Genomic DNA, 25,525 nt, shown 5'->3' on the forward strand with positions numbered 1-25,525 from the left:
CTTTGTTTAGGGCTGTGCTGGAATGCCGCCATTCTGGATTGTTTTAATTAAAAGTTTGGCTGCATTTAAGGATTGCTCTTGTTTATCATCTATCGGGACAAGATAGCCATCGTCATAGTCGAAATTATATTCACCAGTGTCTGTTAATACACGAAAGTCTTTAGGGTGATCGTAGTCACAGTTGGCTAGGTAAATAGCCTCAGGAGGCTCAAATGGATATGCTTCCGGTGAAAGTTGATTAAGTACAAATTGCCTGATATCTGCATGACTACGGATGTTGGCGGTGTTTTCATTACCGCCTAATATGAGCAGAGGCACAACTACCTGATTGTCATTTAAAGCACTTGAATGCCCCATACGGCCCTCAGATAAAAGTTCATCTCCATGATCAGATGTCACAATAACGAGAGTGTTATCCATCAGGTTTTGATCCTCAAGTGCCGTGAAGATATCTGATAGTTGCTGGTCGAATAAACGGATGGATTCGCGGTATCGCTCCTGTATTGTATCACCTGCATTGGTAATGGCTTGATTATAAGGGAAATGGCTACCTTCAAAGTATGTAATATGCAGGCGCGGTGTATCATTCTCGGACCAAGAATTCAGCTCTTCAATGGTACGTTTTGTAGTTGCTTGATCTCTTATAGTATTGTCATCTAGTTCGCTTGGAGCAATCCAGCGGTTGACTGAATCTGGTAAAATTGTTTTCTGAATATCGTACCAATTCAAGGATATGGTTTCCGCGGTGCTGACACTATATCCTGCACCAGCAAGCTCAGGAACAAGGCCACGTGCCGATGCATTTTGTCGTGCTTCTCCAAACGTGGTTGGTATGCGGCCAGTGAACATGCTGTATAATGAAAAGTGTGTACAGTTTGATACGCTGTATTGACCTAATGAAAAGTAGCCGCGTGTAGCTGCAGCATTTATCGTTGGTGTTAGCGCAGGGTAATTTTTTATCTCTGCGGCCCTTACGCTGTCAGTTATAATAAACAGGATATTTGGCTTGTTTGTCGTTGCTTTCAATACGTCGTTTTGATGTGAGCGCCCTTGTTCTTCTCCACGTTTGACCTGAGCTCTTGAAAATGGTGTGTCTTCGTCGTGCTGTTCATTAAAAACTTCAAGTATTGAACGTATATGGTAAGGGTGTGGTGCAAAGAAAAATGGCAAATTGCGTTTAACATGCATAATTTTCGCAACACCACTATAGTGAGCAATGCTGTATACGGCTTGCCCGGATGCAATGGATATTGCACCGCCTAAAAATATAAAATGTATTGGTATATAGATATTTCGGCGATGGCTTATTTTTGTTCTAAGCATAAAAGTCAGTACAAAAATAATGAAAATTGCGGCAATCCAGATTGTAAAGGAAATGCCAATATTTTGACTGCTGTTATCTTCAAGTAAAAGAGAAATGACGAACCAGTTAACGTGCAAACCTGTTAAAAACTGGATGCCTGCTTCAATAAGCAGAAGCATAACTATGCTTGCAAAATACAAGCGGCCAATAGTTTTATTGATCAGTGATACGATGTGTTGTGACAGGATGTAAGCGAGCAAAAGTGCACTTATGTGTGTAATGGCCACAAAAGTGCCGCTTAAGCCTATGGTAGCGCGAAAGCTTACAGCAATTAATAAAAAAGCAACGATACCAATCTCAAAACTATTGGATGCGATGCGTATTTTTAGCAATGAGTGCATCTTTTAGCTGCTTTCGCTACTTCTGATCCAATATCATGGTTGCTTCGATATCTTCTGGCAACCGCCGGCCACCGGCATAGAAAAGATATCCTTTTAGAAATGCGACACAGACACCAATTGTTAGTGCCAATCTAAGGCTGTCTGTTCCATTAATTTCTCTTAAAGTATCGCTTAGCAGGCCAACTGCTACAGGCCCTAGGCCTAGACCAATCAGATTGAGCACAAAGAAAAGAACTGCAGACGACATGGCACGCATACGTGGGCTCACCAAACGGTGTGTCACAGCAATAGCGGGTGCAAGGTAAAGCGTACCAAGAACTGCAAATATCGTGTAGGAAACGAGCATCAATGTGGTGTTGTCTGTGTTAAATGCCAGTATCGCAAACGGAACACATACAATTGCCGTTGCACCAGGAAGCCACAGATACCAACGCGGATCTTTGCTGCCAATTTTATCTGTCAAATAGCCGCCAAGAAATGTGCCAATGATACCGCCGCCGCCGCCTGTAATACCAAGCAGAAAACCAATTTCTGTTAGTGGTACATCGTGGTAACGCACCATGTAGCTTGGCATAAAGTTTGTTGTGCCATAGCTAACAAAAGCCGAAAGCGCACATCCAAAAGCAATAAACGGGAAAGATTTAAGCGTACGCATTCGGTCTAATGTTTCTCTGAACGAGGGAGAGGATTTCTTTGATGCTTCACTCCGCGGCGGTTCTGGCACCGTTAACCAAAGAACAAGAGCGAGAATAATCCCCGGCACACCAACAATCATAAATGTCTGCCGCCAGCCAAACATTTCTCCGAAGTAGCCACCGAGTGAGTACCCAATAACGACACCAAGATATAAACCGGCGGAGTAAACAGCGAGGGCCGTTGCGCGTTTTTTGGCAGTAAAGATGTCTGAGATCATCGAATGCGCTGGTGGGCTGCCACCAGCTTCACCCACACCCACACCCATACGAGCCAACAGTAATTGTATGAAATTCTGTGTATATCCTGAAACAATAGTCATGCCGCTCCAGACTGTAAGGGCAATGGAAATAATGTTTCGGCGATTGCTTTTATCCGCCAGACGGGCGATCGGTATGCCCAGAACAGTGTAGAATATTGCAAATGAGAAGCCTGAAAGAAGCCCTAGTTGTGCATCGCTCAAGGATAGTTCAGCTTTAATCAAGGGCTGAAGGATGACCAGTATTTGACGGTCGATAAAGTTAAATGCGTATACAACTGTGAGAATAAACAGCGTGTAATATTTTACACCATTAGAGAGTGGTTTGCTTGAGAGCGGTTTATGGTTATCGGCCATATAATCCTCTTTAATGATGTTAAACGTCTGATGTAGTTCACGTGTGATTTTAGCATGAGGTAAGAACGATAGCTCTTGATCCGATAATTACAAGAAAATAGCCAAATGTGCTGAAACAGTGCGAACGATTTATTCGCCTAGAAAAGCTACAAAGACAGAAAGCCGCCTTTGCAGGCAGCTTTCAAAAATACTTATAAGCGAATTTAGATATTAATCGGCAGCAGCGTATGCTTCAACAGTGCGCCAAACGCGTAATACATTACCGGAGAGAATTTTCTTGATATCGTCTTCGCTATATCCTCGTCCTAGCAAGCCTGCGACGAGATTAGGATAACTTGCAACATCTTTCAGATCTGTGGGCAAGCTATCACCAACACCGTCATAGTCTGTTCCGATGCCCACGTGATCAATACCTGCCAGTTTAACGGCGTGGTCAAAATGATCCAGAACATCATCAAGAGTTGCATATGGATAAGGTGTAGTTACAGCATACTCTTTACGAAATGCTTGGCGCACTTCCTCTGTGTCCTCAAGTCCATTGTCCGTTATGTGTTTTGTATATGCGACACCCAGTTTGCTATTATACTGGTTCGCGTCTTCGGTTAGAAACGATGAGCCATAGTTTATCATGATCACACTACCGTTTTTGGCCAGTGCCCTGATCATGTCGTCATCCATGTTGCGTTCAAATCCTGGTGTAAAGTTCCGCGCAGATGAGTGCGAAGCAATAACAGGAGTTGCGGTTATGTCCATAACATCCCAGAACGCTGCGTCTGATACGTGACTGATATCAACCATAATACCAAGCTCGTTCATGCGCTTCACGACTTGTTCGCCGAATGGTGAAAGGCCATCCCATTGACGTTCAGGATCATAGGACGAATCTGAAATTTTGTTGGATTTTGAATGGGCAAGGGTGATGTAGCGAATACCGCGTTCATGAAAATAGTCGAGGTTATCTAATTCATCGAGTAATGGTGACCCATTTTCCATTCCCAGTGGCAAGGCGATCATGCCTTTTGAAAAGGCGTTTTCTACATCTGCAACTGACTTGGCCACGGTAAACTTATTTGGTGATTCTGCTGCAATGCGTTCAACAATGTTGATCATTTCGTCGGCATGTTCTTTAGCTTTTTCTGTGCCGTCATACTGCGCTGGCGTATAGATCGACATGAACGGAGCATTTAAACCACCTTTAACAGCACGCAAGTAATCGAAGTCACCTGTCGCCGTTGCACTTGAAACGTCTTCCCAACCTGCAGCGAGGCGGTAAGGAACATCAATGTGACCATCAATGATAATTGTTTCCTGAGCAATTCGGTTTGCTGTTTCTGAAATATCCGGTGCTGCTGTCTCTTGGTTCTCAGAGCACGCAACCAGTGTTAGCACTGACAAGCCCATTAGAAATTTATTCACGAGTTTCCCCCTCTTGGCAGGCACTGCGTAAAGACGCCCCAACCACATGCCTATATATTCGTTCAGTTTTCGAGATCAGCACTATGTTAACAACACGGTAGCGACCTGAAAGGTTATGAAAGATGCAGCGTAAGCAAGGGCGAAGAGGTACGCAACCATAAACAGAGGCCATTTCCAGCCACCGGTTTCACGGCGGGTGACAGCAATTGTAGAAAGGCACTGCGGTGCAAAGATAAACCAAGCAAGAAAAGAAAGCGCGGTCGGCAGTGACCATGCGTTGTTGAGAACGCTCACGAGACCTGCTTCAATCACCTCTTCACTGCCTGAAAGTGAATATACGGTGCCCAGAGCAGCAATAGCAATTTCACGGGCAGCCATGCCCGGTACTAATGCAACCGATATTTCCCAATTGAAGCCGATTGGCGCAAAAATGACTTCCAGCCAGCCACCGATAATACCGACAAAACTATAAGCGATATCAGGTTGGTTTGAGCCTGTAGGTGCATTAGGATATATGGCCAGTAACCACAATAATGCTGTCGAAACGAAGATGATTGTACCAGCTCTGCGAATGAATATGCGTGCTCTTTCATACAAGCCAATTAATACAAAGCGCACGTTAGGCGCTTGATATTTAGGCAATTCCAGCATGAAAGTGTCGGCTTGGCCTTGCGCCACAGTACGTTTCAGGACTGCAGCAACGATCAAGGCTGCAATAATGCCGATACCGTATAGCGCAAACATGACAAGCCCTTGCAGGCCGATGCCACCGGTAAGTGTGTTGTTTGGTATAAAAGCGGCAATGATAACAGTGTATACCGGTAATCGGGCAGAGCATGTCATTAGCGGCGAAATGAGAATAGTGGTGAGGCGATCGCGTTCATTAGCAATTGAACGAGCTGCCATTATACCGGGAACAGCGCACGCGAAACTCGAAAGTAGCGGGATGAAGGCGCGGCCGTTTAAGCCAACAGATGCCATGAGGCGGTCCATAATGAAGGCAGCGCGTACCATGTATCCTGTTGATTCTAAAACCAGAATAAATAGAAACAGGATCAAAATTTGCGGTAGGAAAACAATCACAGCGCCAACGCCGGAAAGTATGCCATCGTTAAGAAAACTAAGTAGCAAACCGTCTGACAACGTATTAACGAGCGTAGATTGCAGCGCACCTATGCCGCCTTCAATCATGTCTTGCGGGGCCTGTGCCCAAGAAAATACAGCTTGAAACATCAAGAATAGGATGGTGAACAAAATCACGGGGCCAGCAATGGGATTAAGCAGAATACGATCAAGGTTTCTTGTGGTTTTGTGGCCGATACCTTCACTAAGCGTTGCGTCAGACGCAATCTTGCGTGCTACTTTTTGTCTTTGACGTACGCTATCACCAATATCCATTTGATCCGGTGCAGGTGCGTCCAATGCCTTTGTCAGCGCAGACACCAATGTATCTAAACCTTTTTTACGTACGGCCACAGTTTCAATCACTGGAACGCCCAGCTTTTTTGACAATGCATCTGCATCAATCTTGATTTTTTCACGCGCAGCAAGATCTGTCATATTAAGCGCAATAACTATTGGCAAACCCAGCGAACGTAATTCTAGAGAAAACCTCAAGTGCTGTGCTAAATTTGTGGCGTCAACTACACTCAGTATAACCGCAGGTTTTTGTTCAGTTGCGTGTTTGCCCTTTATGACCTGACAGGTCACCTCTTCGTCTGCACTTCTTGGCTCAAGGCCATATGAGCCAGGAAGATCAATTAGCGTTAAGTTTGTATTGTCTATTTTACCAACACGGCGTTCTACTGTTGCGCCGGGGTAGTTGGCGACTTTCTGGCGTAACCCAGTGAGTGCGTTAAAGAGTGCTGATTTTCCGCAGTTAGGATTGCCGACGACAGCGATAAGAGGCGCATTTGTTTCTGACATTTGCTCACTCATGACGCCATCACCTCAATCAGATTGGCTTCGCGACGTCGCAGTGCAATTGTCATTGATCCAACTTTAACAGCGATGGGATCTTTCCCGAATGGATTTTGGTGAAGAATTGAAACATCAAGGCCTTCGGAAAAGCCCATTTCGCGCAACTGGTCTATCATGTTTGAGGCGGCTGCATTTTGGCCGACAAAGCCTTTGATTTGCCCGTGATAACCAACTTTCAAGTTGCCAAGCAAGGTGCCTTCGTTGATGTCCGCCATTATAACCTCAGTAACAGTAATTGATAATCGTTTGCAATTACCCAAGGCTAGTAGCATGGCGATTTGCGCGCGGCAAGTGCGCTGTATTGTCACCACGTTATTGTGAATAATAAAAAAGGCATGTCCAAACAGACATGCCTTACTGATTTGGCTGATCTTGTTAGGCCACCATTGCGCCAAGCATCCATTGCGCTTTTTCATGCACAGTTAAGCGGTCAGTTAACAGTCCAGCAGTTACATCATCTGTCGCATCTGCGGCCATAGCTATCAGCGGGCGAATACGCTCGGCTATAGTATTGTGGCCTGCTTTTAACGATTTCACCATGTCCTCTGCGTTTGCATTTTCATTAGCTTCGGGGATTGTACCCAGTGATTGATATTGTGTCATGGTTCCAGGTGCTTTTTCGCCCAACGTACGAATGCGCTCTGCTATTTCATCAATGGCTGGCGCCAATTCAGTATACTGTTCTTCGGTAAGTGTATGAACAGCCTGGAACAATGGGCCTGTTACATTCCAGTGTACATTTTGCGTGGCAACATAAAGCTGGACGCTTTCAGCAAGTATGGGTTTCAGTGCATTTGCAATTGTTGTTCGTGTTGCATCATTAAATTCGTTAGCCATGTTTCAACTCCTTGGTTGCTGTTGAGTATTAACATAGTGGCTACTAATTAATTGGTAAAATTAATTAAATTCATAAAAATAATCGTTTTTATAGGATTATTATTTAAATTGATTTAAAGCTAACGAGCGCTTGAAATTTCATTCTAATCTTGACAGGCACCGCTGACTAATAGTGGCGGAAGGCTCTGCCAATCATCTCTTCTTTTTGCTTCCCGTTGATATGATGCTAAAAACGCGCACGGGCCACCGGCAATGATTTTGCTTAAGGTTTTTGTTCCTAGTAGTTTTCTCAAGCGATATGTAATGATTGCACCGGGTACAGCACCCCATTTTTTCCAAAATGGCACGTTAGCATGAGATGAAAATAAAAATTCCTGTTGCTGCGCTGGTGTAATATCATGGGCAAGCAACATTGTTTTTTCGTTCAATAATGAAAATATTTTTTCGGTTCTCTCGGTCCAATTTGTATAGGCCATTGCTGGTTCAACGCGTCGTTGAAAAGAGTAATAATGACCGACACCCTCGTTTAACATAATGAACGCAAGCTCTTTGAGTGCGGTTTTATGATAAACGGAACTATCTGTGGTTGCTTGATGTTGAGTTCTAAAGGCGGCGTGCCAGATTTCATGTCGTAAAAGCGAAGGCAGAAAATCAGGTTGAATCTGCGTTAGGTTAATAAAAAGCTGAGTTTTCCCTTCAGCTTGAAACCCAAAGCCATCGGCATGTGCGCCGCATATAAAGTATATTTTTTGATCATCAGGTAATGCGCTTTTTTCTATGAAAATAGTCGCTTGCTCAATGAGAGAGGGGAGGGATTCCTCAATGTCAGGCAATGACTTTTTATAATGTTGAAGTCGGTTCTTTTGTTCTTGGATTTGCTCAAATGAGAGGTGAAAATCATCGCCGAGATTCTTTTTTAGCTGCAAGATACTCTCATGCTGCTCAAGGCTGGATCGTAGATTACTATCATTTGGTGCATCGGCTATTTGTAGGCATTGTGGCAATAAGGAAGCGTCTATTTCGGCGCTTTTAGCTGTGTACGACAGCATTGCCACGACGATAATAATACCTGATAGACGGTTCATCTATTATCCTATTTTAACTTGGCACACGCATCCTGAATGCGCGAACATGCTTCCGTTAAAGCTTCGGTCGAAGTTGCGTAAGATACACGGAAGTGCGGACTTAAGCCAAATGCTTCTCCTTGTACCGCTGCAACACCGTATTCTTCCAGAATATATGTCACGAAATCGCCGTCTGTCTCGATGCGTTTGCCGCTTGGTGTTTGTTTGCCGATACATTCCTGAATAGAGGGGTACACATAAAATGCTCCTTCAGGGACAGGGCAGGTAATGCCGTCTGCGGCATTTAGCATATCAACAACGAGATCGCGCCGCGTCTGAAATACGGCGGCCCGTTCGGCCAGAAAATCCTGCACGCCCGTTAGTGCCGCAACAGTAGCTGCCTGGCTAATGGATGATGGGTTTGATGTGCTTTGTGACTGAACCTTGGCCATTGCCTTTATCAGTGTAGCATCGCCGCCAGCGTAACCTATACGCCATCCTGTCATGGCGTAGGCTTTTGCAACACCGTTCATGGTTAAGGTTCTGTGGGCAATTTCTGGCACCACTTGCGCAATAGTTTTAAACGTGAAGCCTTCATAAGTTATATGCTCATAGATATCATCAGCGAAAACCCAGACATGTTCATGACGTTTCAAAACTTCGCCTAATGCTTTGGTTTCTGCTGCTGTATAGGCCGCGCCTGATGGATTTGATGGCGAATTGAAGATGAGCCACTTTGTCTTCGGTGTTATGGCGGCTTCCAGCGTTTCCGGTGTCATTTTGAAATTTGTTGCAATTGATGCATGCGCAAATACAGGCGTGCCGCCTGCCAACAGCACTATATCGGGATAGCTAACCCAATAAGGTGTAGGAATAATAACTTCATCACCTGGATTTAGCGTTGCCATCATGGCGTTGTAAATTGTGTGTTTGCCGCCGCTGTTTATGGTGATTTGATTGGCCTCAAACGACAGGTTGTTTTCGCGCTTGAACTTCTCGATAACAGCTGCTTTGCAGGCTGGTGTGCCGTCTACTTTCGTATATTTTGTGTCGCCTGCGTTAATCGCTGCAATAGCTGCACCTTTAATATGATCGGGTGTATCGAAGTCAGGCTCGCCTGCGCCCAAGCCAATCACATCATGACCTGCGGCTTTTAACTCTGCGGCTTTAGCCGTTACAGCCATTGTGGGTGAAGGTTTGATACGATCAAGTGTTTTGGACAGCAGGGTCATGATTGTTTTCCGTTGCGGTAGGCATGTTTATAATTTGAGCAAACTTTAGGGCTGTCATGATGTGAGAGCAACGAATAGTTGCGTGCATGTGGCGATTTTTGTTCTTTTTAAAAAGCCTAGTACAGCGCTACATAATAAAGCGTCACTGTATACGGTGGTGGTCTGGCATGACAGCACGTACGGGGAGAGTGTGTTGTGCTGTCATGCCGACATTTGGCCCGCATATGGGAAGATCGGGCACAGGAAGATACTTAATAATGTTTGTGTCGGGCGCCTCCTAAAAGCTTGCTGACAACATGCCAACCACACCAGCGCTGCCGGCGCTGCTGTTCGTATTGGCTGTGTCTATATAATTGACGGATAGAGAGAAGCGGTTGAATGAATATGAAAAGCCCAAAAGCCAATCCCATTTGTTGGTGCCAAAAGCGCCATCCTCGTATGCAATGTTTCCAGTAACGGTAAAAGGCGTGGTACCAATAGGGGTGCTGGTGCTTAGGTAAATATAGATATTATCTTGGTTGCCGGTACCATCCTGATCAAAGGCGTAATTGGTGCCAAGTGTCCAGCTGGTGTTTTTTACGGTGCCGCCCAATGAGCCAAACACTTCATAATAGTCGGTATTATCGGTCGCGCCGGGATAGGTGTAGGCATAGAAACCGACGTTAGTGCTTAGATTGCCAATTTGCCCTGCATGCCCGCCGTATATATCGAGCTCAAGTTCCGCGCCGTTGAAACTTTCAATCGAAGAGCCCCATGTGCTGATATAGAACCCGCTTTCATGGGATAGGCTGAAAGAGCCTTGAAGCGCTGTATCCTTATTAGACAGTGACAAACCTCGAAAACGATAGTCTGTTGTGAGTGTTGCGCTGCCTGTGAGCGTTAATGCGGCTTGGTTTTGTGCAACCGCATGATCGACGGGTAATGAAATAAACATAAACGCAAGAAATACGCGTCTTGTTTTAGTGTTCTCAAGAAGTACCATAAAATCTCTTTAATTATAAAATTCGTTCAATCCCGCCTGCATGTTTCTAGCAGCAAGGTGTGTGCCATTATTTTTGAATTATTTAACTTATTGAAAAGATTGAATACTTTGATATTTTTGAACTGAATGGTCAGTATTGCTGCATTAATTATGACTAAATATTAATCTGTGGTTAAAAAATAAGCATTTAGGGAAATGTCAGGAGCCTTAATCTTCTGCATAGAAAGGCATTGAAACACCCTTCGCTAGACGTCACAATCCGACCATGCGTGCCTCAATGAATTGGAACTTTCGTGAATGACTGATGCAAAAATGATAAACGCCGGCGGCGTTCATCAACCCATAAACAGCCCCTTTGTACCGCATCGTCCTTCCCGGCCAGAAAAGTCTGAGGGCGGTGTCCCGTTTGAGGTTGTGTCCGATTTCGAACCTTCAGGTGACCAGCCAACAGCCATTGCTGAATTGGTTGAGGGTATAAAAGGTAAAGAACAAGATCAGGTTCTACTTGGTGTTACCGGCTCCGGTAAAACCTATACGATGGCAAAAGTGATTGAGGCGACGCAGCGCCCGGCCTTGATTATGGCTCCTAACAAGACGTTGGCGGCGCAGCTTTACGGTGAGTTCAAGGCATTTTTTCCCAACAACTCTGTTGAGTATTTTGTGTCTTACTATGATTACTACCAGCCTGAGGCATACGTACCGCGTACAGATACATTTGTTGAAAAAGAAGCGTCTATTAACGAACAGATCGACCGCATGCGGCACTCTGCAACGCGTGCTATTCTCGAGCGTGATGATGTGATCATTGTTGCATCGGTATCATGTATATACGGTATCGGAAGCGTAGAGACATACACAGCTATGACCTTTGGTATTAACAAAGGTCAGGAGATTGATAACCGTGATCTGCTGCGCCGCCTGGTTGCTATGCAGTACACCCGTAATGATGCGGCGTTTCAACGCGGAACGTTTCGTGTGCGCGGTGATGTCATCGATATTTTCCCCAGCCACCTGGAAGACCGTGCCTGGCGTCTTATGATGTTCGGTGATGAAGTTGAAGAAATTGTTGAATTTGACCCATTGACGGGTGAGAAAATACGTATGCTTGATGCGGTGAAAGTGTATGCAAATAGCCATTACGTTACACCGCGGCCAACACTTGATCAGGCAGTGAAACACATAAAGCATGAATTGAAAGGTCGTTTGGCTGAATACGAAAAAATGGGCCGTATTCTTGAACTTCAACGCCTTGAACAGCGTGCTACGTTTGACATTGAAATGTTGGAAGCAACAGGCAGTTGTGCTGGTATTGAAAACTACTCCCGGTATCTTACTGGTCGCAACCCGGGTGAGCCGCCGCCTACATTGTTTGAATATATACCTGAAAACGCTTTGCTTTTTGTTGATGAGAGCCACGTTGGGGTAATGCAGGTTAGTGGCATGAGCCGGGGAGATTTCAAGCGGAAATCAGTGTTGGCAGACCATGGTTTTCGTTTGCCCAGTTGTATTGATAACCGGCCGTTGAAGTTCGAGGAATGGAACGCCATGCGCCCGCAGACGGTATATGTGTCTGCAACCCCAGGTGATTTTGAAATGGAACAAACCGGCGGTGTGTATACCGAACAGGTTATCCGTCCTACGGGACTGGTTGACCCGGATATAGAAATTCGTTCTGTTGAAACACAGGTGGATGATTTGATGCATGAAGCACGTATCATGGCCGAAAAAGGAATGCGTGTGCTGTGTACCACGCTCACCAAACGTATGGCAGAAGATCTCACCGAATACCTGCATGAAAATGGCATCAAGGTGCGGTACATGCACTCAGATATTGATACGCTGGAGCGTATCGAGATTATACGCGATTTACGCCTTGGCTCATTTGATGTGTTGGTGGGTATTAACCTGTTACGTGAGGGGCTTGATATTCCTGAATGCGGGCTTGTCGCTATTTTGGACGCTGACAAGGAAGGCTTTTTAAGATCCGAGCGATCGCTAGTGCAAACGATTGGGCGTGCAGCGCGTAATGTTGAGGGGCGCGTTATTTTGTATGCTGACAAAATTACAGGCTCAATGGAGCGCGCTATTTCTGAAACAGATCGCCGCCGGGAAAAGCAGGTGGCTTACAACGAAAAACACGGTATCACACCGAAAACAATTGCCAAAAATGTTGGCGATATTATCGAGCATGCAGCATCCGGTGATCATGTCACGGTTGATATCGGTATTGATGATGGGCACATGGTTGGTTCCAATCTGAAAACACATATTGCCGCGCTTAACAAGAAGATGCGTGAAGCAGCCGAAAACCTTGAGTTTGAAGAAGCTGCTAAAATTAGGGACGATATTCGCCGCCTAGAAGCTGGTGAGCTTGGTATTCCTGATAAACGGTTACGGCCCAAAGGACGTGCAACTGGTGGCCGGCCTGGCACGCGTACCAAGAAAGCGAAAAGTCACAGGAAAATGTACTAGCCAATACCTGTCACTATTTAGAGGGCATATCATGACACGAGATGAATTTGATGCTTACTGCGGCAGTTTGAAAGCGACAACAAATGTAATTCAATGGGGCAATTCGTCCGTATGGAAAGTGGGCGGCAAGATTTTTGCCATTTGCTCAATATGGGGTGAGGGGCGCGAGGATAAAATTAGTTTTAAGTGTGCAGATATGAGTTTTGAGATATTGTGCGAACTGCCAGATATTGTTCCCGCACCGTATTTGGCGCGCGGCAAATGGGTGCAGCTTTCAGAACCTGATGCGCTATCCGATGATGATATTCGCAGTTACATTGATGATGCACACGCCATCATTGCCGCCAAGCTGACGAAAGTGAAGCAACGTGAGCTGGGGCTGATATAGCCACTTTATTTTGCTGTGCAAACATTTTGCTGAACCGCATCACATGTACGCTGGCATTGTAGCGCATTGTCTGCTGATGAGAACGGATCGCTGTTGAGGCATTGCTCTCTGCATGTTGAGGGGTAGGTGTCTACACGTTTGCATTCAAATGCTAATTTTTCAGTGTTGTCTGGCGTGCTGGCGCAGCCCGAAAGTATGATGACAGAAATGATATAAATAGGCCTCTGGATATTCATTTTTTCCTCCTGCAAATGTCAGTTACTTCAACATGGTGTGAGAAGATTTAATGTTAATTGTGGCTAGTTTGCGGGAGAAATGTGTCGAGGGGAATGTTGATGCTTAGGGAGGGGATGCATCTAACCTCATTTTTTCCATTTCTGCTTTAGCCTTGGCCCCATAGTCTGCAAGTGTTGTGTCTAACTCAGATAGACGTGCCAAATATGCTGTAAGGTACAACCATGGCACTGATAAAATCATTGAGCCTGCACGCTGTGAATTGATCTTTATGTCGAGCGAAGTGTCTGTGTTCGCTGCTTGAATGACGGATGCCGTAAGCAAGTCAATGGCAAACTCTTCATGAAAACTACAATAATATTCGCAGTAAGTATCTGCGCGGCGGCGTATGGGATTGAACCTCAAAGCTATTCCGCCTCTTAGACTTGCAGAGTGAAAGCCTTTCCACCATCCATGCTGTGCAGCGTATAATTCCGGAGAGATTGTCGGGTTTTGCATATCAGCATTAACAACAGCTTCACTGAACTTGACGGTAGCATATAGCTGTGTGGTGATAAGCCCGGTGGATGGGTTATAGAAACTGCGTAAGAAGTAGGTGATATTGCCACCATTACCCAGCCTTCCCAAGGTTTGCATGTCATATTTCTGAGTGTTGGCACCGCGGATTTGTATTGTTGCTTCAAAATCATCTTTTATAAAGTAGGTGTCTTCATAGATTGTGTTTGCATACTTATAGACTTTTCGAGCTTGCTTAAGTGCTTTCTTGCGTACTTTCGCTTCAGCTTTTAACCGCTTTTTTTCGGCCTTTTTTCGCGCACGTTCTGCTTTCTTCTCTGCCTTAATACGCTTCTTTTCAGCTTTTCTGGCTGCTTTTAATGCCTTTTTGTATTGCTTTTTGTCCGATTTAGATAAGGAGTCAGGTTCGATTAACCGTAGCTCTTGAATGGTCATTTCAGTATACGGTTTGTTATTATCTTGAGCATGAACACTAATGTTTAGGCTTATACAAAGACCAACAATGAAAAGAATACGCATAATCACTCCCCAAATGAATCAAAAGCAATGTATCAGAACAAAAGGGGAACGTAAATATTGTTTAACTAACGCTAAATACCAACGGTCTTGCTGCGGCGTTCCATAAGCATAATGTCTTTCCATTCGCCGTGTAATGCACCTAGCTTCTCGCGAATGCCGATGCGCCGAAATCCGCATTTCTCGTGCAGTAATATGGACGGTGTATTTTCTGCAAATATACCGGCCTGCAATGTCCAGATATTTAATTGTTCTGATGCCGTAACAAGCTTATTTAACAACACGGTTCCAACGCCTTTTCCGCGAGCATCTGCGCTAACATATACGCTGATTTCAGCAACACCTGCATAAGCACAACGGTCAGAAACCGGCCATAAAGTCGCCCAGCCCATTATAGGTAGGGTATCTGCGGTATTATCAAGGCAAACAAAACGACTGCCATTTATGCTATCGGTTTCCCATGACGCTTGTTGCTTGGGTTTCGTTTCAAACGTTGCAAGGTTTGTGGCAATGCCTTCAGCATATACGCGTTCAACATCCGGCCAGTCTGTGGGCTTGTAAGGTCTGATTTTGAGCATGTTAAATCCTCTGTACCTACACAGTATTTATCGAATTTATCATTCGTGCAAGCCTGCAAAGTTACCGTATCAAATACTGATGTATGCTATTCATATTTTTGGGTGGTGTGCGACTAAGGTGCATGTTTAGATTGCTGGGCTAGAATATATTACGGGAGTTCACGATGACAAATATAATAGCAAACACAAGCTTCATAGGGCCGGTGCTGGCGCAGATTGGACTGACACTTTTGGTGCTTTTCTTGCTGTATGCACGGCGCTTGCCAGCTATGGCTGCGATAAAGCCTACCAATGAAATGATGCAAGATAAAGCGTCTGCTAGCAAATTACCTATGCCTGCACGGTTTGCTGCAGAAAACTATAATCACCAGTTTGAGGCGCCTGTTTTATTTTATGTGCTTTGCCTAACAGCTATGATCACCGGACTTGGCAATGAACTCAGTATTCAGCTTGCTTGGGCGTATGTCGGTTTACGTGTTTTACATTCTATCATTCACTGCACCTACAACCGAGTGATGCACCGTTTTTACGTATTCGCATTGAGTAACTTGGTGCAGATCGGCCTATTTTTGACAATAGTTTTTGACTATTTGGACTAAGGTCGGTGCTAGCATTGGTGGTTGTCTGTCCGTTTTAGTAGGCGCTGCAGAAATACTGGCATATGCGGCGTTACTCGGCGAATGCTCGCGTTTATTCGTGGGAACCGCTTTCGCATGCGCTTGAACCATCGCAGTGCAAGCGGATTAATGATTGCAATGGCGATACCTGACACCATTAAAACAAGCCCTGTTGGAACGGGTAATGGAAAGGTAAGTAAACCAAGCACAAAGAGAACCATTCCGATAGGTATCGCTATCCAGCGTATTATTGTACGTTTTGATTTTCTATGATGTGAAAACATATCTGTGTCTTTACACAGATATTACTGATAATTTATGACAAGATATCGGTGACAAGTGGTTTGATGAATAGGATATCAGTATCCATTATCATTATGTAATCAAGGCGACCTAAGCGTCGCGTTAAAAGAGGTGCGACATGGCTGATTTCTTTGACCATATAACAGAAAAACATGCTGAATTTATAGCTGAACAACCTATGTTCTTCACTGCGACTGCCTGTGCCAGTGGCCGTATTAATTTGAGCCCCAAGGGAAACGATAGTTTTCGTGTTATATCACCAAACTTGTGTGGCTATATTGATATGGGTGGTAGCGGCAATGAAACCGCTGCGCATATTAAGAATGATGGTCGTATCACTGTGATGTTCAACAGTTTTACCCGCAACCCACTGATATATCGTTTATACGGAAAAGGTCGTGTTGTGCGCCCTGGTCACAATGAATTTGCTGATCTGCGCAAACAGTTTCCTGCTGAATTACCTGCACGTCAGATTGTGCTAATTGACGTTGAAAGCACGCAAACAAGCTGCGGATATGCGGTGCCATTGGCTAATGATATGGTTTCACGCGATACGCTCGTGAAATGGGTCGAGAAAAAAGGCGAAACCGTCATTCGTGAATACGAACAGAAAAATAACCTGAAATCTATCGATGGATTTGATACTGGCTTGAACGACTGAATGTACAAGTGAAATAGCAGGCGAAATAAAAGCTATGGATAATTTAGTCGTAGTGCGCAGAGGCCTCGACCGTCATCAGGCAGGACTGTTTAAGTCAAATCTTGAAGGTCACGGCATTGCAGCCTTTCTTGAAAATGAACACATTGGTTCTCTGAATTATGTTGTTCATACGGACCTTTTGGTGCGTTCAATAGATAAAGACGCTGCTGAAAAGTTGCTCTCAAAGGTTGACGCTATCCCCGCGTCGAAGTTTCCTCGACGCTTGGATGCAGACGGCGAAGAGCGGGCCTGCCAACACTGCGGTTCTATGCGTGTTCATGCTTATACCGGCGCTGTTGCCACATGGGTGCCGGGTTTTAAGATACAAGCAGAACCCGGCGATGGTTGGTTCCATTGCCTTGAATGCGAGAGCTATTACCGTGAGCAACCTCTTGGCTTTGCCAGCCTGCCTGTTGCGTTGTTGTGGAGTGTCACGCTTGGTGCAGTAGTATTTGGTCTGTATTTTCTTATTCAGTGGTTACGCTTCCTTTAGGCTGTTTCCAGGCTCTCGCTTATTGGCAGAGACCTTATGCGTTTGCCGCTTGCTGCAAAGATGGCGTTGGTTAGTGCTGGGATGATGGGTGGTAGTGACACTTCACCTGTTCCGCGTGGTTCAGTGTCGCCGAAGTCCATAATATGTATGTTAACAATTGGCGGCGCCTCATCAATGCGCATTTTCTGGTATGTATCGAAATTGTTGGTGATAGGAACACCTGCCTCAAAAACAAGCTTGCCGTATTTCGCAGCACACAAACCGTCCATGATACCACTTTCCACTTGTGCCCTAATGCCAAGCGGATTAACGGCGAGGCCACAATCTATGGCTGATGTTACTTTATGTACGCGGTAGTCATTGTCGCCGATCATCTCGAGATCAACCACATGCGCGCAAGCGCTCACAAACGTGTGGTGAACTGCAATGCCTTGCCCCCAGCCATCAGGCATTTCTTTGCCGTACTCAGAAGCGAGGGCCACCTTCTCAAGTAACGCAACATGTCTGTCGTAATTCACATCCATGTTTGGCCAGTCTGGTGTTTGGATAGTGCCAGATTTTCCGTAAAGTGCGATAAGAAAGTCATAAGGGTCTTTCCCTGCAGCGTAAGCGGCCTCGCTTAACGCGCTTTGGACGACCCATGCGCCGGTGTTATGGGATGGCCCACGCCATGCTCCGTGGCTGATGTTGTTGGGCACAGAAACAACTTCACCAAGTGAATTTGCTACAGCGGTAGTTGGAAAGTCTTTGGCGACCCAATCTCGCCCTGTATCAAGCGCTGTTTTAATATGCCATCCAGATAGGTTGTCGTCTTTATCAATTGCTGCTTTCACCCTGTATGCGCCCATATGGTTCGGATAGTCTTGCTCGATTTCATCTTCGCGTGACCAGGTTACTTTTACGGGTGCTTGCATTTTCTTAGATAGCATTACAGCTTCAGCGACGAAATCTTGAACATATTTGCGCCCGAAGCCAGTACCCATCCTGTACATGTGCGTGTTTACATTGGCTGCATCTACATCGGCAAAACGCTTTACGATATTCGCTATCCGCGTTGTATTTTGATGGCCTACCCATACTTCTGCACTGTTGCCATTTACATGTGCAGTGCAGTTATGTGGCTCGATACATGCGTGCGCCCATGATGGATGAGTATAGGTAACATCTATAACTTTTGCAGCTGCATTAAACGCCTCTTCCGGATTGCCGTTGCGAGCAACTTCTTTTAGTTTTTCAGTTTTCGTTAGTGCTTCACATTTATCAAGAATGATGTTGGTGTCATCTTCTGTAGCGGCGGAGCCATCCCATTCAATAGTGAGTGCATCGGCAGCTTGGCGTGCATGCCAATATGTATCGGCAATAATCGCAACACCGTCGGCGATAGTGCGCCAGCCGTCTTCCTCTAGCACTTGATCCATTTTAACGACAGCTTTTACACCTTCCATAGAAGCGACTTCGTCTTCATTGTAGGATTTTACTTTACCGATAAGGTGAGGGCAGCGCCGAATGACGGCATGCAAGGTGCCAGGAACGTCTACATCGAGAGAAAAAACAGGCTTGCCTGTCACGATATCAAGCGCCGCAACGTTGCGTGCGTCTTTACCGATAACTTTATAGTCTTTTATTGGTTTGGGCGTAACTGCGGACTGGTCCAAATTAATGTCTACAGTTGCTACAAGGTCTTTGTATGCAAGTTTGCGCCCACCTGCATCTATGACATGACCATCTAATGTGGATAATTTGGATGCATCAATGCCCCACTTTTGTGCCGCGGCTTCGACAAGTAGTGCGCGTGAATAAGCAGCTGTTTTACGCAAGGCAGGCCAAAGGTCCATCATTGAGTGACTGCCACCTGCACCTTGTGTCAGGTCTTTGTCTCGCGCGATGCCTTCATCGTCAATTATGCCGATAAAGGGCATAAATTCAACAGATACAGCATTAAGGTCAATGTCCATTTCTTCTGCGATAACTTGCGCTGCAGCAGTCATTATGCCTTGTCCCATATCGGGAGTTGGGACGCAAAGAACCGTTGATCCGTCATCACTGAAACGGAGGCATGGACCAATGTCTGTAATGTGGCCAGTGTCGTTGGACCGAGCCAGTCTTGGGTTTGCTGATACTAAAATAGCAAAACTTGCAAGGCCTGCGCCCGATTTGATGAAAGTACGACGTGAGAGGTTAGTCATAACCATTCTCCTGTGTATCCGTGTGTTTTAATAATCGTGTATCTAAAGGTTCTCGCTTATTGGTAGAGACCTTATGCGTTTGCCGCTTGCTGCAAAGATGGCGTTGGTTAGTGCTGGGATGATGGGTGGTAGTGACACTTCACCTGTTCCGCGTGGTTCAGTGTCGCCGAAGTCCATAATATGTATGTTAACAATTGGCGGCGCCTCATCAATGCGCATTTTCTGGTATGTATCGAAATTGTTGGTGATAGGAACACCTGCCTCAAAAACAAGCTTGCCGTATTTCGCAGCACACAAACCGTCCATGATACCACTTTCCACTTGTGCCCTAATGCCAAGCGGATTAACGGCGAGGCCACAATCTATGGCTGATGTTACTTTATGTACGCGGTAGTCATTGTCGCCGATCATCTCGAGATCAACCACATGCGCGCAAGCGCTCACAAACGTGTGGTGAACTGCAATGCCTTGCCCCCAGCCATCAGGCATTTCTTTGCCATATCCCGCTTCTTTGGCTGCTTTTCTTAAAAGGATAGAATGCCGTCGATAATCAACATCATGATACGGCCAAGTTGGTGACTTTAATGTGCCAGCGTCATTATAAAGTGCTGTCATGAAATCTAGTGGATCAAGACCTGCAGAGTAGGCCGCTTCGCTTAACGCACTTTGAATAACCCACGCACCGGTATTGTGCGATGGTCCACGCCAAGCACCACGGCTAATGTTGTTAGGAATTCTTGCTCCTTCTGCCAGTACGTTTGGTGCATTGTCACTAGGAAACAGGCGCGCAATTGTTGAATTGCCTGTATCCAATGCAGTGCGTATATGCCATGCGGAAAGTTTACCTTGTTCGTCAGTTGCTGCTCTTACACGGTAAGCTCCCATATGATTAGGGTAGTCTTGTTCCATTTCATCTTCACGTGACCATGTAACTTTAATAGGAGCATCAAACTCTTTAGCGATGATGCAGGCTTCGATGACAAAATCACCTTCTGCTTTACGGCCAAAGCCTGTACCCATGCGGTAAAAATTGGCTTTAACATTATCAGCACTGATATTGAGAGCACCAGCTGCAGCATTGATAGCTGAGTCCATAAATTGATGGCTAACCCATATCTCAACTTTGTCATTATCTACATGTGCTATGCAACTATGAGGTTCTAGGCATGTGTGTGCCCAGGTTGGATGATCATACGTAACATCTATGGTATTTGTTGCTTGCTCGAATGCAGCGTCAATATCGCCTGTTTGAACCGCAGTTCTTACTGAGGACCCGTCTTTGGTTTGAGCGATGCATTTGCTGTGTATAGTTGTGCTACTGTCATCAACGGATATACTCCCGTCCCACTGAATATCCAACAACTCAGCTGCCTTCTTAGCCTGCCACAAACTGTCTGCAATGACAGCAACGCCTGCAGCAATTGTGCGCTGAGCTCCATCTGAGGATGATCGTGATATTGCCATTGTGCCACGCACACCAGGCACTGCTTTGGCAGCAGTGTCGTCATAGCTTACCATTGTACCATTGAGGTACGGGCAGCGTTTTATGACAGCGTGCAGCATGTCAGGCACATCAGCATCTAAACCAAAGATAGGATCACCGGTTACAATCTTACGTGCTTCTACATTGCGTTGATCTTTACCAATAACTCGAAACTTACTGACAGGTTTTGTCTCGACACCATTTGTAAATATCTCATGTGCTTTGCCGTTGGCATCGCTCACGAACGCAGCATAAGATGCTTTCCTTGTGCCGTAAGTTTCAATGATTTCACCATTGCGTGCTTCGAGGGAAGCACGAGGTACACGCCATTGGCGCGCCGCTGTTTCCAGTAATAGAGTTTTTGCGTAAGCTGCAGTGCGGCGCATTTCATACCAGATACGTGCTGTGGAGCCGCTACCGCCGGCACCTTGATAAAAGCGGCCAAATTCGGCCCGCCCCTGGTCATTGGTGTGACCGATAAAGGGCATAAGCTCAACGTTTACATCATCAAGGTTGACGGACAGTTCTTCTGCAATCATTTGCGCGGCGGTTGTTATCATACCTTGGCCCATATCTGGGATGGGAACGCAAACAGTGATATTACCGCTTTCATCAACACGAAGACACGGTGTCACATGGCCACCTTGTGTAGCTTGGGCAATTAGATGTGGTGTGTTTGACAGTGCAATGGTAAGCGTTGCAGCGGCAGTAGAGGTCTTAAGAAAAGACCGTCTGGACAAATTGGTCATAGCGAACCTTCGCAATTTAAGGATGGCGTATGTTGATGAAGATAATTATGCGGTTTGCATATTTTCAGCAGCACGCTTGATCGCTTTTCTAATGCGGTAGTACGTTCCACAACGGCACAGGTTAGTAATGCCATTATTAATGTCATCATCGGTCGGATTCGGTGTATCTTTCAGGAAAGCAACGGTGGCCATGATTTGACCGGCCTGACAGTAGCCGCATTGCGGGACATCTTCCTCAATCCATGCTTCTTGTACAGGATGCAGGTCATCGCCTTCAGCTAAACCTTCAATCGTTGTAATGGAAGCACCGTCTAATGAAGACATGGGAACAGAACAGCTTCTGACCGCATCGCCGTCCAAATGAACAGTGCAAGCTCCGCATTGACCGATGCCGCAGCCAAATTTGGTTCCTTTCAGGCCAGCTTCTTCACGTAAATGCCAAAGTAACGGCATTTCTTCGTCGCCGTTAAAGCTTCTGCGTGCGCCATTAATTGTGAATGAAATTGCCATGTTATCCCCCTTATCAATTGGTATCAAAGCCGACATATAGCCGTCAGCGTTATGGTGGTTGATAAGTAAGATACGTTATTTGATAACAAAAATCTTGCCAGCTAGTCGCAAGTTTACGTCTATTCGTCGCAATTTATGCGCTAACGAAAGGAGTGAAAATTGTGCATTAAACTATAGTTTAATAGTTGTATTCTTTAAAGATACGAGAAACGTCGCCGCCCCATTTACCGTTTACGTCAGCTAGGATATGGTCAGCTGGTGTCATGCCCGTTTGTGCGCTTTCCCAAAGGTCCGACAGAAAGCCTTGTTCTGTTTCGCCGCTAGTAGAAAGTTTTCCGCGATTTTTCAGACCTCTGTCAGCAATACCTAAAACAACTTTCGCAAGGTCTTGAAATGATTGTCCGCCTACTTCTGTGGCAAGCCCCATTTTAGGCACGTCGTCGCGCATTTTTTCCATATCGTCTAACGACCAGCCGTTAATTAGCGCTAAGGCTTCAGCTTGTGCGGATGGGTCATATAGCAAGCCTACCCATAGAGCCGGCAATGCACACAGCCTTGACCAAGGTCCGCCGTCTGCACCACGCATTTCAAGGAATGTTTTCAGGCGTACTTCCGGGAACAATGTCGTCATATGGTCTTCCCAGTCAGCAAGTGTTGGTAGCTCACCGGGCAGGGCGGGTAGTTTGCCATTCATGAAGTCGCGGAAAGACTGCCCTGCAGCGTTAATATATTGTCCATTTCTACGCACAAAATACATAGGCACATCAAGCACGTGATCAACCCAGCGCTCAAACCCCATACCGTCCTCGAATACAAAAGGCAGCATTCCGCAACGATCATCGTCTGTGTCGGTCCATACATGGCTGCGCAAACTACGCATACCGTTTGGGCGACCTTCTTTCAGCGGCGAGTTGGCAAACAATGCTGTGGCCAGTGGCTGTAGAGCAAGGCTGATCTGGAATTTTTCAACCATGTCTCGTTCGTTAGCGAAGTCCAGATTTACCTGCACAGTGCATGTGCGCAGCATCATATCCAAGCCCATTGTACCAACGGTTGGCATATAGGCACGCATAATGTCATAGCGTGGCTTCGGCATGATAGGAATATCAGCCCGCGTTGCGGTTGGGTGAAAACCAAGCCCCAGGAAGCCGATGTCAAACTTCTCGCCAATTTCCCTAGTTACACGTAAGTGTTCAGATGTCTCGTTACATGTCTGGTGAATTGTTTCGAGCGGCGCGCCGGAAAGTTCAAATTGGCCGCCGGGCTCCAATGTCACTGACGCTCCGTCCTTGAGAGCCGCAATAACATTGCCATTTTCCTCAACCGGGTTCCAACCACGATCTACAAACTCCATCAGAACGTCGCGAACACCGGCAACGCCATTTTCGCCTTCATATGTCAATGCAGAGTTATCTTTGCGGTGGAAGATAAACTTCTCATGCTCACAGCCAATACGCCATGATGACCGGTCCGGTTTACATCCGGTTTCCAGATAAGAGACAAGCTGCTCTTTATTTTCTATAAGTGAATTTTTATCGGATGTGGTGCTGCTAGACATAAAAGGGGGAATTCCTAATCCTCTGTAAGCAGAGAAAATAGGATTTTGATCGCGTTGTTTCAAGCAACTTAAAATATGTTCACAGCTATGTGAGCTAATCCGATATTATTTGGGCGGTAAATATTCGCCGTTAATCAAGCTCTAACGTTCATACCATTTGTTAAGGCCGTCTGGATTCTCGGATAAATTCATGCCGTATATGTGTAGTGTTGTAGCTGGCGCATTTGTTGGGTTGAAAATACGGTGAATGCCGCATGGGTCGGGCTCTACGCTCGCTACTTTGCCGGGGCCGGCTATTATTTTCCCTGTTGAAACAAGGTCGGTAACGTCCAGTTCTTTTTCGGGTTCATACCCTTCTGGACAACCTCCGTTTTTATGCTCGTATGTTTCACATCCGATTTCACCATTGACCACACCAACGCAACCCCAAGCGTTGTGACCATGAACAGGTGTGCATGCGCCGGGCATCCATTTGACTGCAATAATGCTGAAACGGCCAGCAGGATCAGCATATATCATATGGCGTGAATATCCATTTTCATTGATGGGCGAATTATCTAATTCAATTTTTTCAACATGCGGTAGTGCTAGGCGTAATAGTGAAGCGACTGTAATGCGATGGTTTGTGCCATCAAGTGCACGTGTAACATTGCTGGTTTCATCAATTAATCGAGATAAGTGCTTGTCGCTTTCAAAATAGAATGCTCCGTCCATAATAATAAGTAGCCTATTCAATTTACATTAATCTGGATATGTGGGTGAATATACCAATTATTAACTGAAATTTGTTTTTTAAATTCTATTTAATTGGCGTTTAGTTATGATGTTCATTCTAATAATAGAGTTATTTTTGTAAGATCTTACCAATCACCCAATGCTGATTGCCAAAGGCTAAGAGCGGCCATTGCAGCTGTATCTGCACGCATAATACGCGGCCCTAATGAAACGGGAACAGCGTTTTTATGATTATGTAGAAAGCTGCGTTCACTATCATCAAACCCGCCTTCGGGCCCAATGAAAATAGCCCATGGTTCTTTTGGCACTTTTGTAAAGTTGGAAAGCGCTGTGTGCGCTGGCTTACCAGACAGTGTTTCGTCGCAAAACATAATGCGGCGATCAGCGGGCCAATCGGCCATTAATTTCTCAAACTTAACGGGTTCGCCGATAGTTGGTACAGTGAGGCGTTCGCATTGTTCTGCTGCTTCAACAGCATTGGCGTGTAGCCGGTCTGTCTTTACACGGTCAACAATTGTTCGGCGTGTATAAATTGGTAATAGGAGGCTGGCCCCAAGTTCGGTCGCCTTCTGTGCAATAAAGTCGATACGTGCTTTTTTAATAGGTGCAAATACCAGCCAAACATCGGGTTCAGTTGCTTGTTCTCTTCTACGCTCATTCAGCTGCAGTGTAACTGCTCGTTTCTGAATGTCCGTAATTTCCCCAATCCATTCACCATCTTGCCCATTAAAAATCGCAATTTCACTACCAAGTTTACTACGCATCACATTTGCCAGATAATGCGATTGGTCTTTATCAAATGTGATGGACATGCCTTGTGAGAGGCTTTCTTCTATATAAAGGCGAATGTTGGCTTTGTCGTTCATGGTGACCTCGGTATTGCAGACCAATCGGAACTCTATAGTCTTTTATAGAAAATAATTAAATAATCTGTGTTTCGTCTTGCTTGATTGTCGTCGCTGC

23 protein-coding genes are annotated in these 25,525 nt (G+C 45.5%); 6 read left to right on the forward strand and 17 right to left on the reverse strand.

Annotated features, from left to right (window positions below; genetic code table 11):
• Positions 1-6 precede the first annotated feature (6 nt).
• The 9 genes from OEU88_RS13895 to OEU88_RS13935 all read right to left on the reverse strand — a co-directional run bounded on the left by OEU88_RS13895 (position 7) and on the right by OEU88_RS13935 (position 10,524).
• A complete protein-coding gene (locus OEU88_RS13895) occupies positions 7-1,704 on the reverse strand; it encodes a sulfatase-like hydrolase/transferase (protein ID WP_262695807.1) in 1,698 nt (565 codons plus the stop codon).
• 16 nt (positions 1,705-1,720) lie between these two features.
• Entirely contained in the window at positions 1,721-3,013 is a 1,293-nt protein-coding gene (locus tag OEU88_RS13900; RefSeq protein ID WP_262695808.1) for a spinster family MFS transporter, read from the reverse strand.
• 210 nt (positions 3,014-3,223) lie between these two features.
• Positions 3,224-4,414, reverse strand: coding sequence for a dipeptidase (locus OEU88_RS13905; RefSeq protein ID WP_394805276.1), 1,191 nt, complete (start codon positions 4,412-4,414; stop codon positions 3,224-3,226).
• Between the two features lie 96 nt (positions 4,415-4,510).
• Positions 4,511-6,367 carry a ferrous iron transport protein B gene (feoB, locus tag OEU88_RS13910; protein ID WP_262695810.1) on the reverse strand — a complete coding sequence of 619 codons (1,857 nt, stop codon included), beginning with the start codon at positions 6,365-6,367 and terminating at the stop codon, positions 4,511-4,513.
• Positions 6,364-6,624 carry a FeoA family protein gene (locus OEU88_RS13915; protein WP_262695811.1) on the reverse strand — a complete coding sequence of 87 codons (261 nt, stop codon included), beginning with the start codon at positions 6,622-6,624 and terminating at the stop codon, positions 6,364-6,366. Before OEU88_RS13915 ends, feoB begins: the two co-directional genes overlap by 4 nt.
• A 160-nt stretch (positions 6,625-6,784) precedes the next feature.
• Positions 6,785-7,246 carry a Dps family protein gene (locus OEU88_RS13920; RefSeq protein WP_262695812.1) on the reverse strand — a complete coding sequence of 154 codons (462 nt, stop codon included), beginning with the start codon at positions 7,244-7,246 and terminating at the stop codon, positions 6,785-6,787.
• Positions 7,247-7,389: 143 nt separating this feature from the next.
• On the reverse strand, positions 7,390-8,331 hold the full coding sequence (locus tag OEU88_RS13925) for a DUF5700 domain-containing putative Zn-dependent protease (RefSeq protein WP_262695813.1): 942 nt from the start codon (positions 8,329-8,331) through the stop codon (positions 7,390-7,392).
• An 8-nt stretch (positions 8,332-8,339) separates the two neighbouring features.
• Positions 8,340-9,542 (reverse strand): pyridoxal phosphate-dependent aminotransferase, encoded by a 1,203-nt coding sequence (locus OEU88_RS13930; protein WP_262695814.1) that lies wholly within the window; start codon positions 9,540-9,542, stop codon positions 8,340-8,342.
• Positions 9,543-9,819: 277 nt separating this feature from the next.
• A complete protein-coding gene (locus OEU88_RS13935; protein WP_262695815.1) occupies positions 9,820-10,524 on the reverse strand; it encodes a TorF family putative porin in 705 nt (234 codons plus the stop codon).
• A 297-nt stretch (positions 10,525-10,821) separates the two neighbouring features.
• Here OEU88_RS13935 and uvrB point away from each other — a divergent pair, with 297 nt between their 5' ends.
• Positions 10,822-12,996: an excinuclease ABC subunit UvrB gene (gene uvrB / locus OEU88_RS13940; protein WP_262695816.1), complete on the forward strand. Its 2,175-nt coding sequence runs from the start codon at positions 10,822-10,824 to the stop codon at positions 12,994-12,996.
• Positions 12,997-13,027: 31 nt separating this feature from the next.
• Positions 13,028-13,384, forward strand: coding sequence for an MmcQ/YjbR family DNA-binding protein (locus tag OEU88_RS13945; protein ID WP_262695817.1), 357 nt, complete (start codon positions 13,028-13,030; stop codon positions 13,382-13,384).
• Positions 13,385-13,723: 339 nt separating this feature from the next.
• Here OEU88_RS13945 and OEU88_RS13950 read toward each other — a convergent pair whose 3' ends face one another.
• Positions 13,724-14,653, reverse strand: coding sequence for a remorin family protein (locus OEU88_RS13950; protein WP_262695818.1), 930 nt, complete (start codon positions 14,651-14,653; stop codon positions 13,724-13,726).
• A gap of 71 nt (positions 14,654-14,724) precedes the next feature.
• On the reverse strand, positions 14,725-15,228 hold the full coding sequence (locus OEU88_RS13955; RefSeq protein WP_262695819.1) for a GNAT family N-acetyltransferase: 504 nt from the start codon (positions 15,226-15,228) through the stop codon (positions 14,725-14,727).
• Between the two features lie 164 nt (positions 15,229-15,392).
• Between OEU88_RS13955 and OEU88_RS13960 the strand changes: the two genes are divergently transcribed.
• The 4 genes from OEU88_RS13960 to OEU88_RS13975 all read left to right on the forward strand — a co-directional run bounded on the left by OEU88_RS13960 (position 15,393) and on the right by OEU88_RS13975 (position 17,341).
• Complete coding sequence (locus tag OEU88_RS13960; protein ID WP_262695820.1) at positions 15,393-15,827, forward strand: MAPEG family protein; 435 nt, start codon at positions 15,393-15,395, stop codon at positions 15,825-15,827.
• Positions 15,828-15,941: 114 nt separating this feature from the next.
• Positions 15,942-16,118 carry a hypothetical protein gene (locus OEU88_RS13965; RefSeq protein ID WP_262695821.1) on the forward strand — a complete coding sequence of 59 codons (177 nt, stop codon included), beginning with the start codon at positions 15,942-15,944 and terminating at the stop codon, positions 16,116-16,118.
• 148 nt (positions 16,119-16,266) lie between these two features.
• The gene (locus tag OEU88_RS13970; RefSeq protein WP_262695822.1) at positions 16,267-16,809 is read left to right on the forward strand and encodes a pyridoxamine 5'-phosphate oxidase family protein; all 543 of its coding nucleotides are present in this window, start codon (positions 16,267-16,269) and stop codon (positions 16,807-16,809) included.
• A 34-nt stretch (positions 16,810-16,843) separates the two neighbouring features.
• Positions 16,844-17,341: a hypothetical protein gene (locus tag OEU88_RS13975; protein ID WP_262695823.1), complete on the forward strand. Its 498-nt coding sequence runs from the start codon at positions 16,844-16,846 to the stop codon at positions 17,339-17,341.
• On the opposite strand, the gene OEU88_RS13980 is transcribed toward OEU88_RS13975, so the two are convergent.
• From OEU88_RS13980 to OEU88_RS14005, 6 genes are all read right to left on the reverse strand, one after another.
• Complete coding sequence (locus tag OEU88_RS13980; RefSeq protein ID WP_262695824.1) at positions 17,338-19,527, reverse strand: xanthine dehydrogenase family protein molybdopterin-binding subunit; 2,190 nt, start codon at positions 19,525-19,527, stop codon at positions 17,338-17,340. The genes OEU88_RS13975 and OEU88_RS13980 overlap by 4 nt on opposite strands.
• 42 nt (positions 19,528-19,569) lie before the next feature.
• Entirely contained in the window at positions 19,570-21,759 is a 2,190-nt protein-coding gene (locus tag OEU88_RS13985; protein WP_262695825.1) for a xanthine dehydrogenase family protein molybdopterin-binding subunit, read from the reverse strand.
• Between the two features lie 45 nt (positions 21,760-21,804).
• A complete protein-coding gene (locus tag OEU88_RS13990; RefSeq protein WP_262695826.1) occupies positions 21,805-22,269 on the reverse strand; it encodes a (2Fe-2S)-binding protein in 465 nt (154 codons plus the stop codon).
• Between the two features lie 178 nt (positions 22,270-22,447).
• Complete coding sequence (locus OEU88_RS13995) at positions 22,448-23,827, reverse strand: glutamate--cysteine ligase (RefSeq protein WP_262695827.1); 1,380 nt, start codon at positions 23,825-23,827, stop codon at positions 22,448-22,450.
• A gap of 141 nt (positions 23,828-23,968) precedes the next feature.
• Positions 23,969-24,541 carry a cysteine dioxygenase family protein gene (locus OEU88_RS14000; RefSeq protein ID WP_262695828.1) on the reverse strand — a complete coding sequence of 191 codons (573 nt, stop codon included), beginning with the start codon at positions 24,539-24,541 and terminating at the stop codon, positions 23,969-23,971.
• 146 nt (positions 24,542-24,687) lie between these two features.
• Positions 24,688-25,428, reverse strand: a complete 741-nt coding sequence (locus OEU88_RS14005; protein ID WP_262695829.1) for a 16S rRNA (uracil(1498)-N(3))-methyltransferase — start codon at positions 25,426-25,428, stop codon at positions 24,688-24,690.
• Positions 25,429-25,525 lie beyond the last annotated feature (97 nt).

The organism is Kordiimonas aquimaris (assembly GCF_025574485.1).
In the GTDB taxonomy this organism is placed as follows: Bacteria; Pseudomonadota; Alphaproteobacteria; order Sphingomonadales; family Kordiimonadaceae; genus Kordiimonas; species Kordiimonas aquimaris.

What these genes read in the sequence shown, in the direction of transcription:
- OEU88_RS13895 (WP_262695807.1), bottom strand. Translation starts at nt 1,704, where the DNA reads ATGCACTCATTGCTAAAAATACGCATCGCATCCAATAGTTTTGAGATT.
- OEU88_RS13900 (WP_262695808.1), bottom strand. Translation starts at nt 3,013, where the DNA reads ATGGCCGATAACCATAAACCGCTCTCAAGCAAACCACTCTCTAATGGT.
- OEU88_RS13905 (WP_394805276.1), bottom strand. Translation starts at nt 4,414, where the DNA reads ATGGGCTTGTCAGTGCTAACACTGGTTGCGTGCTCTGAGAACCAAGAG.
- feoB (WP_262695810.1), bottom strand. Translation starts at nt 6,367, where the DNA reads ATGAGTGAGCAAATGTCAGAAACAAATGCGCCTCTTATCGCTGTCGTC.
- OEU88_RS13915 (WP_262695811.1), bottom strand. Translation starts at nt 6,624, where the DNA reads ATGGCGGACATCAACGAAGGCACCTTGCTTGGCAACTTGAAAGTTGGT.
- OEU88_RS13920 (WP_262695812.1), bottom strand. Translation starts at nt 7,246, where the DNA reads ATGGCTAACGAATTTAATGATGCAACACGAACAACAATTGCAAATGCA.
- OEU88_RS13925 (WP_262695813.1), bottom strand. Translation starts at nt 8,331, where the DNA reads ATGAACCGTCTATCAGGTATTATTATCGTCGTGGCAATGCTGTCGTAC.
- OEU88_RS13930 (WP_262695814.1), bottom strand. Translation starts at nt 9,542, where the DNA reads ATGACCCTGCTGTCCAAAACACTTGATCGTATCAAACCTTCACCCACA.
- OEU88_RS13935 (WP_262695815.1), bottom strand. Translation starts at nt 10,524, where the DNA reads ATGGTACTTCTTGAGAACACTAAAACAAGACGCGTATTTCTTGCGTTT.
- uvrB (WP_262695816.1), top strand. Translation starts at nt 10,822, where the DNA reads ATGACTGATGCAAAAATGATAAACGCCGGCGGCGTTCATCAACCCATA.
- OEU88_RS13945 (WP_262695817.1), top strand. Translation starts at nt 13,028, where the DNA reads ATGACACGAGATGAATTTGATGCTTACTGCGGCAGTTTGAAAGCGACA.
- OEU88_RS13950 (WP_262695818.1), bottom strand. Translation starts at nt 14,653, where the DNA reads ATGCGTATTCTTTTCATTGTTGGTCTTTGTATAAGCCTAAACATTAGT.
- OEU88_RS13955 (WP_262695819.1), bottom strand. Translation starts at nt 15,228, where the DNA reads ATGCTCAAAATCAGACCTTACAAGCCCACAGACTGGCCGGATGTTGAA.
- OEU88_RS13960 (WP_262695820.1), top strand. Translation starts at nt 15,393, where the DNA reads ATGACAAATATAATAGCAAACACAAGCTTCATAGGGCCGGTGCTGGCG.
- OEU88_RS13965 (WP_262695821.1), top strand. Translation starts at nt 15,942, where the DNA reads ATGCGCTTGAACCATCGCAGTGCAAGCGGATTAATGATTGCAATGGCG.
- OEU88_RS13970 (WP_262695822.1), top strand. Translation starts at nt 16,267, where the DNA reads ATGGCTGATTTCTTTGACCATATAACAGAAAAACATGCTGAATTTATA.
- OEU88_RS13975 (WP_262695823.1), top strand. Translation starts at nt 16,844, where the DNA reads ATGGATAATTTAGTCGTAGTGCGCAGAGGCCTCGACCGTCATCAGGCA.
- OEU88_RS13980 (WP_262695824.1), bottom strand. Translation starts at nt 19,527, where the DNA reads ATGACTAACCTCTCACGTCGTACTTTCATCAAATCGGGCGCAGGCCTT.
- OEU88_RS13985 (WP_262695825.1), bottom strand. Translation starts at nt 21,759, where the DNA reads ATGACCAATTTGTCCAGACGGTCTTTTCTTAAGACCTCTACTGCCGCT.
- OEU88_RS13990 (WP_262695826.1), bottom strand. Translation starts at nt 22,269, where the DNA reads ATGGCAATTTCATTCACAATTAATGGCGCACGCAGAAGCTTTAACGGC.
- OEU88_RS13995 (WP_262695827.1), bottom strand. Translation starts at nt 23,827, where the DNA reads ATGTCTAGCAGCACCACATCCGATAAAAATTCACTTATAGAAAATAAA.
- OEU88_RS14000 (WP_262695828.1), bottom strand. Translation starts at nt 24,541, where the DNA reads ATGGACGGAGCATTCTATTTTGAAAGCGACAAGCACTTATCTCGATTA.
- OEU88_RS14005 (WP_262695829.1), bottom strand. Translation starts at nt 25,428, where the DNA reads ATGAACGACAAAGCCAACATTCGCCTTTATATAGAAGAAAGCCTCTCA.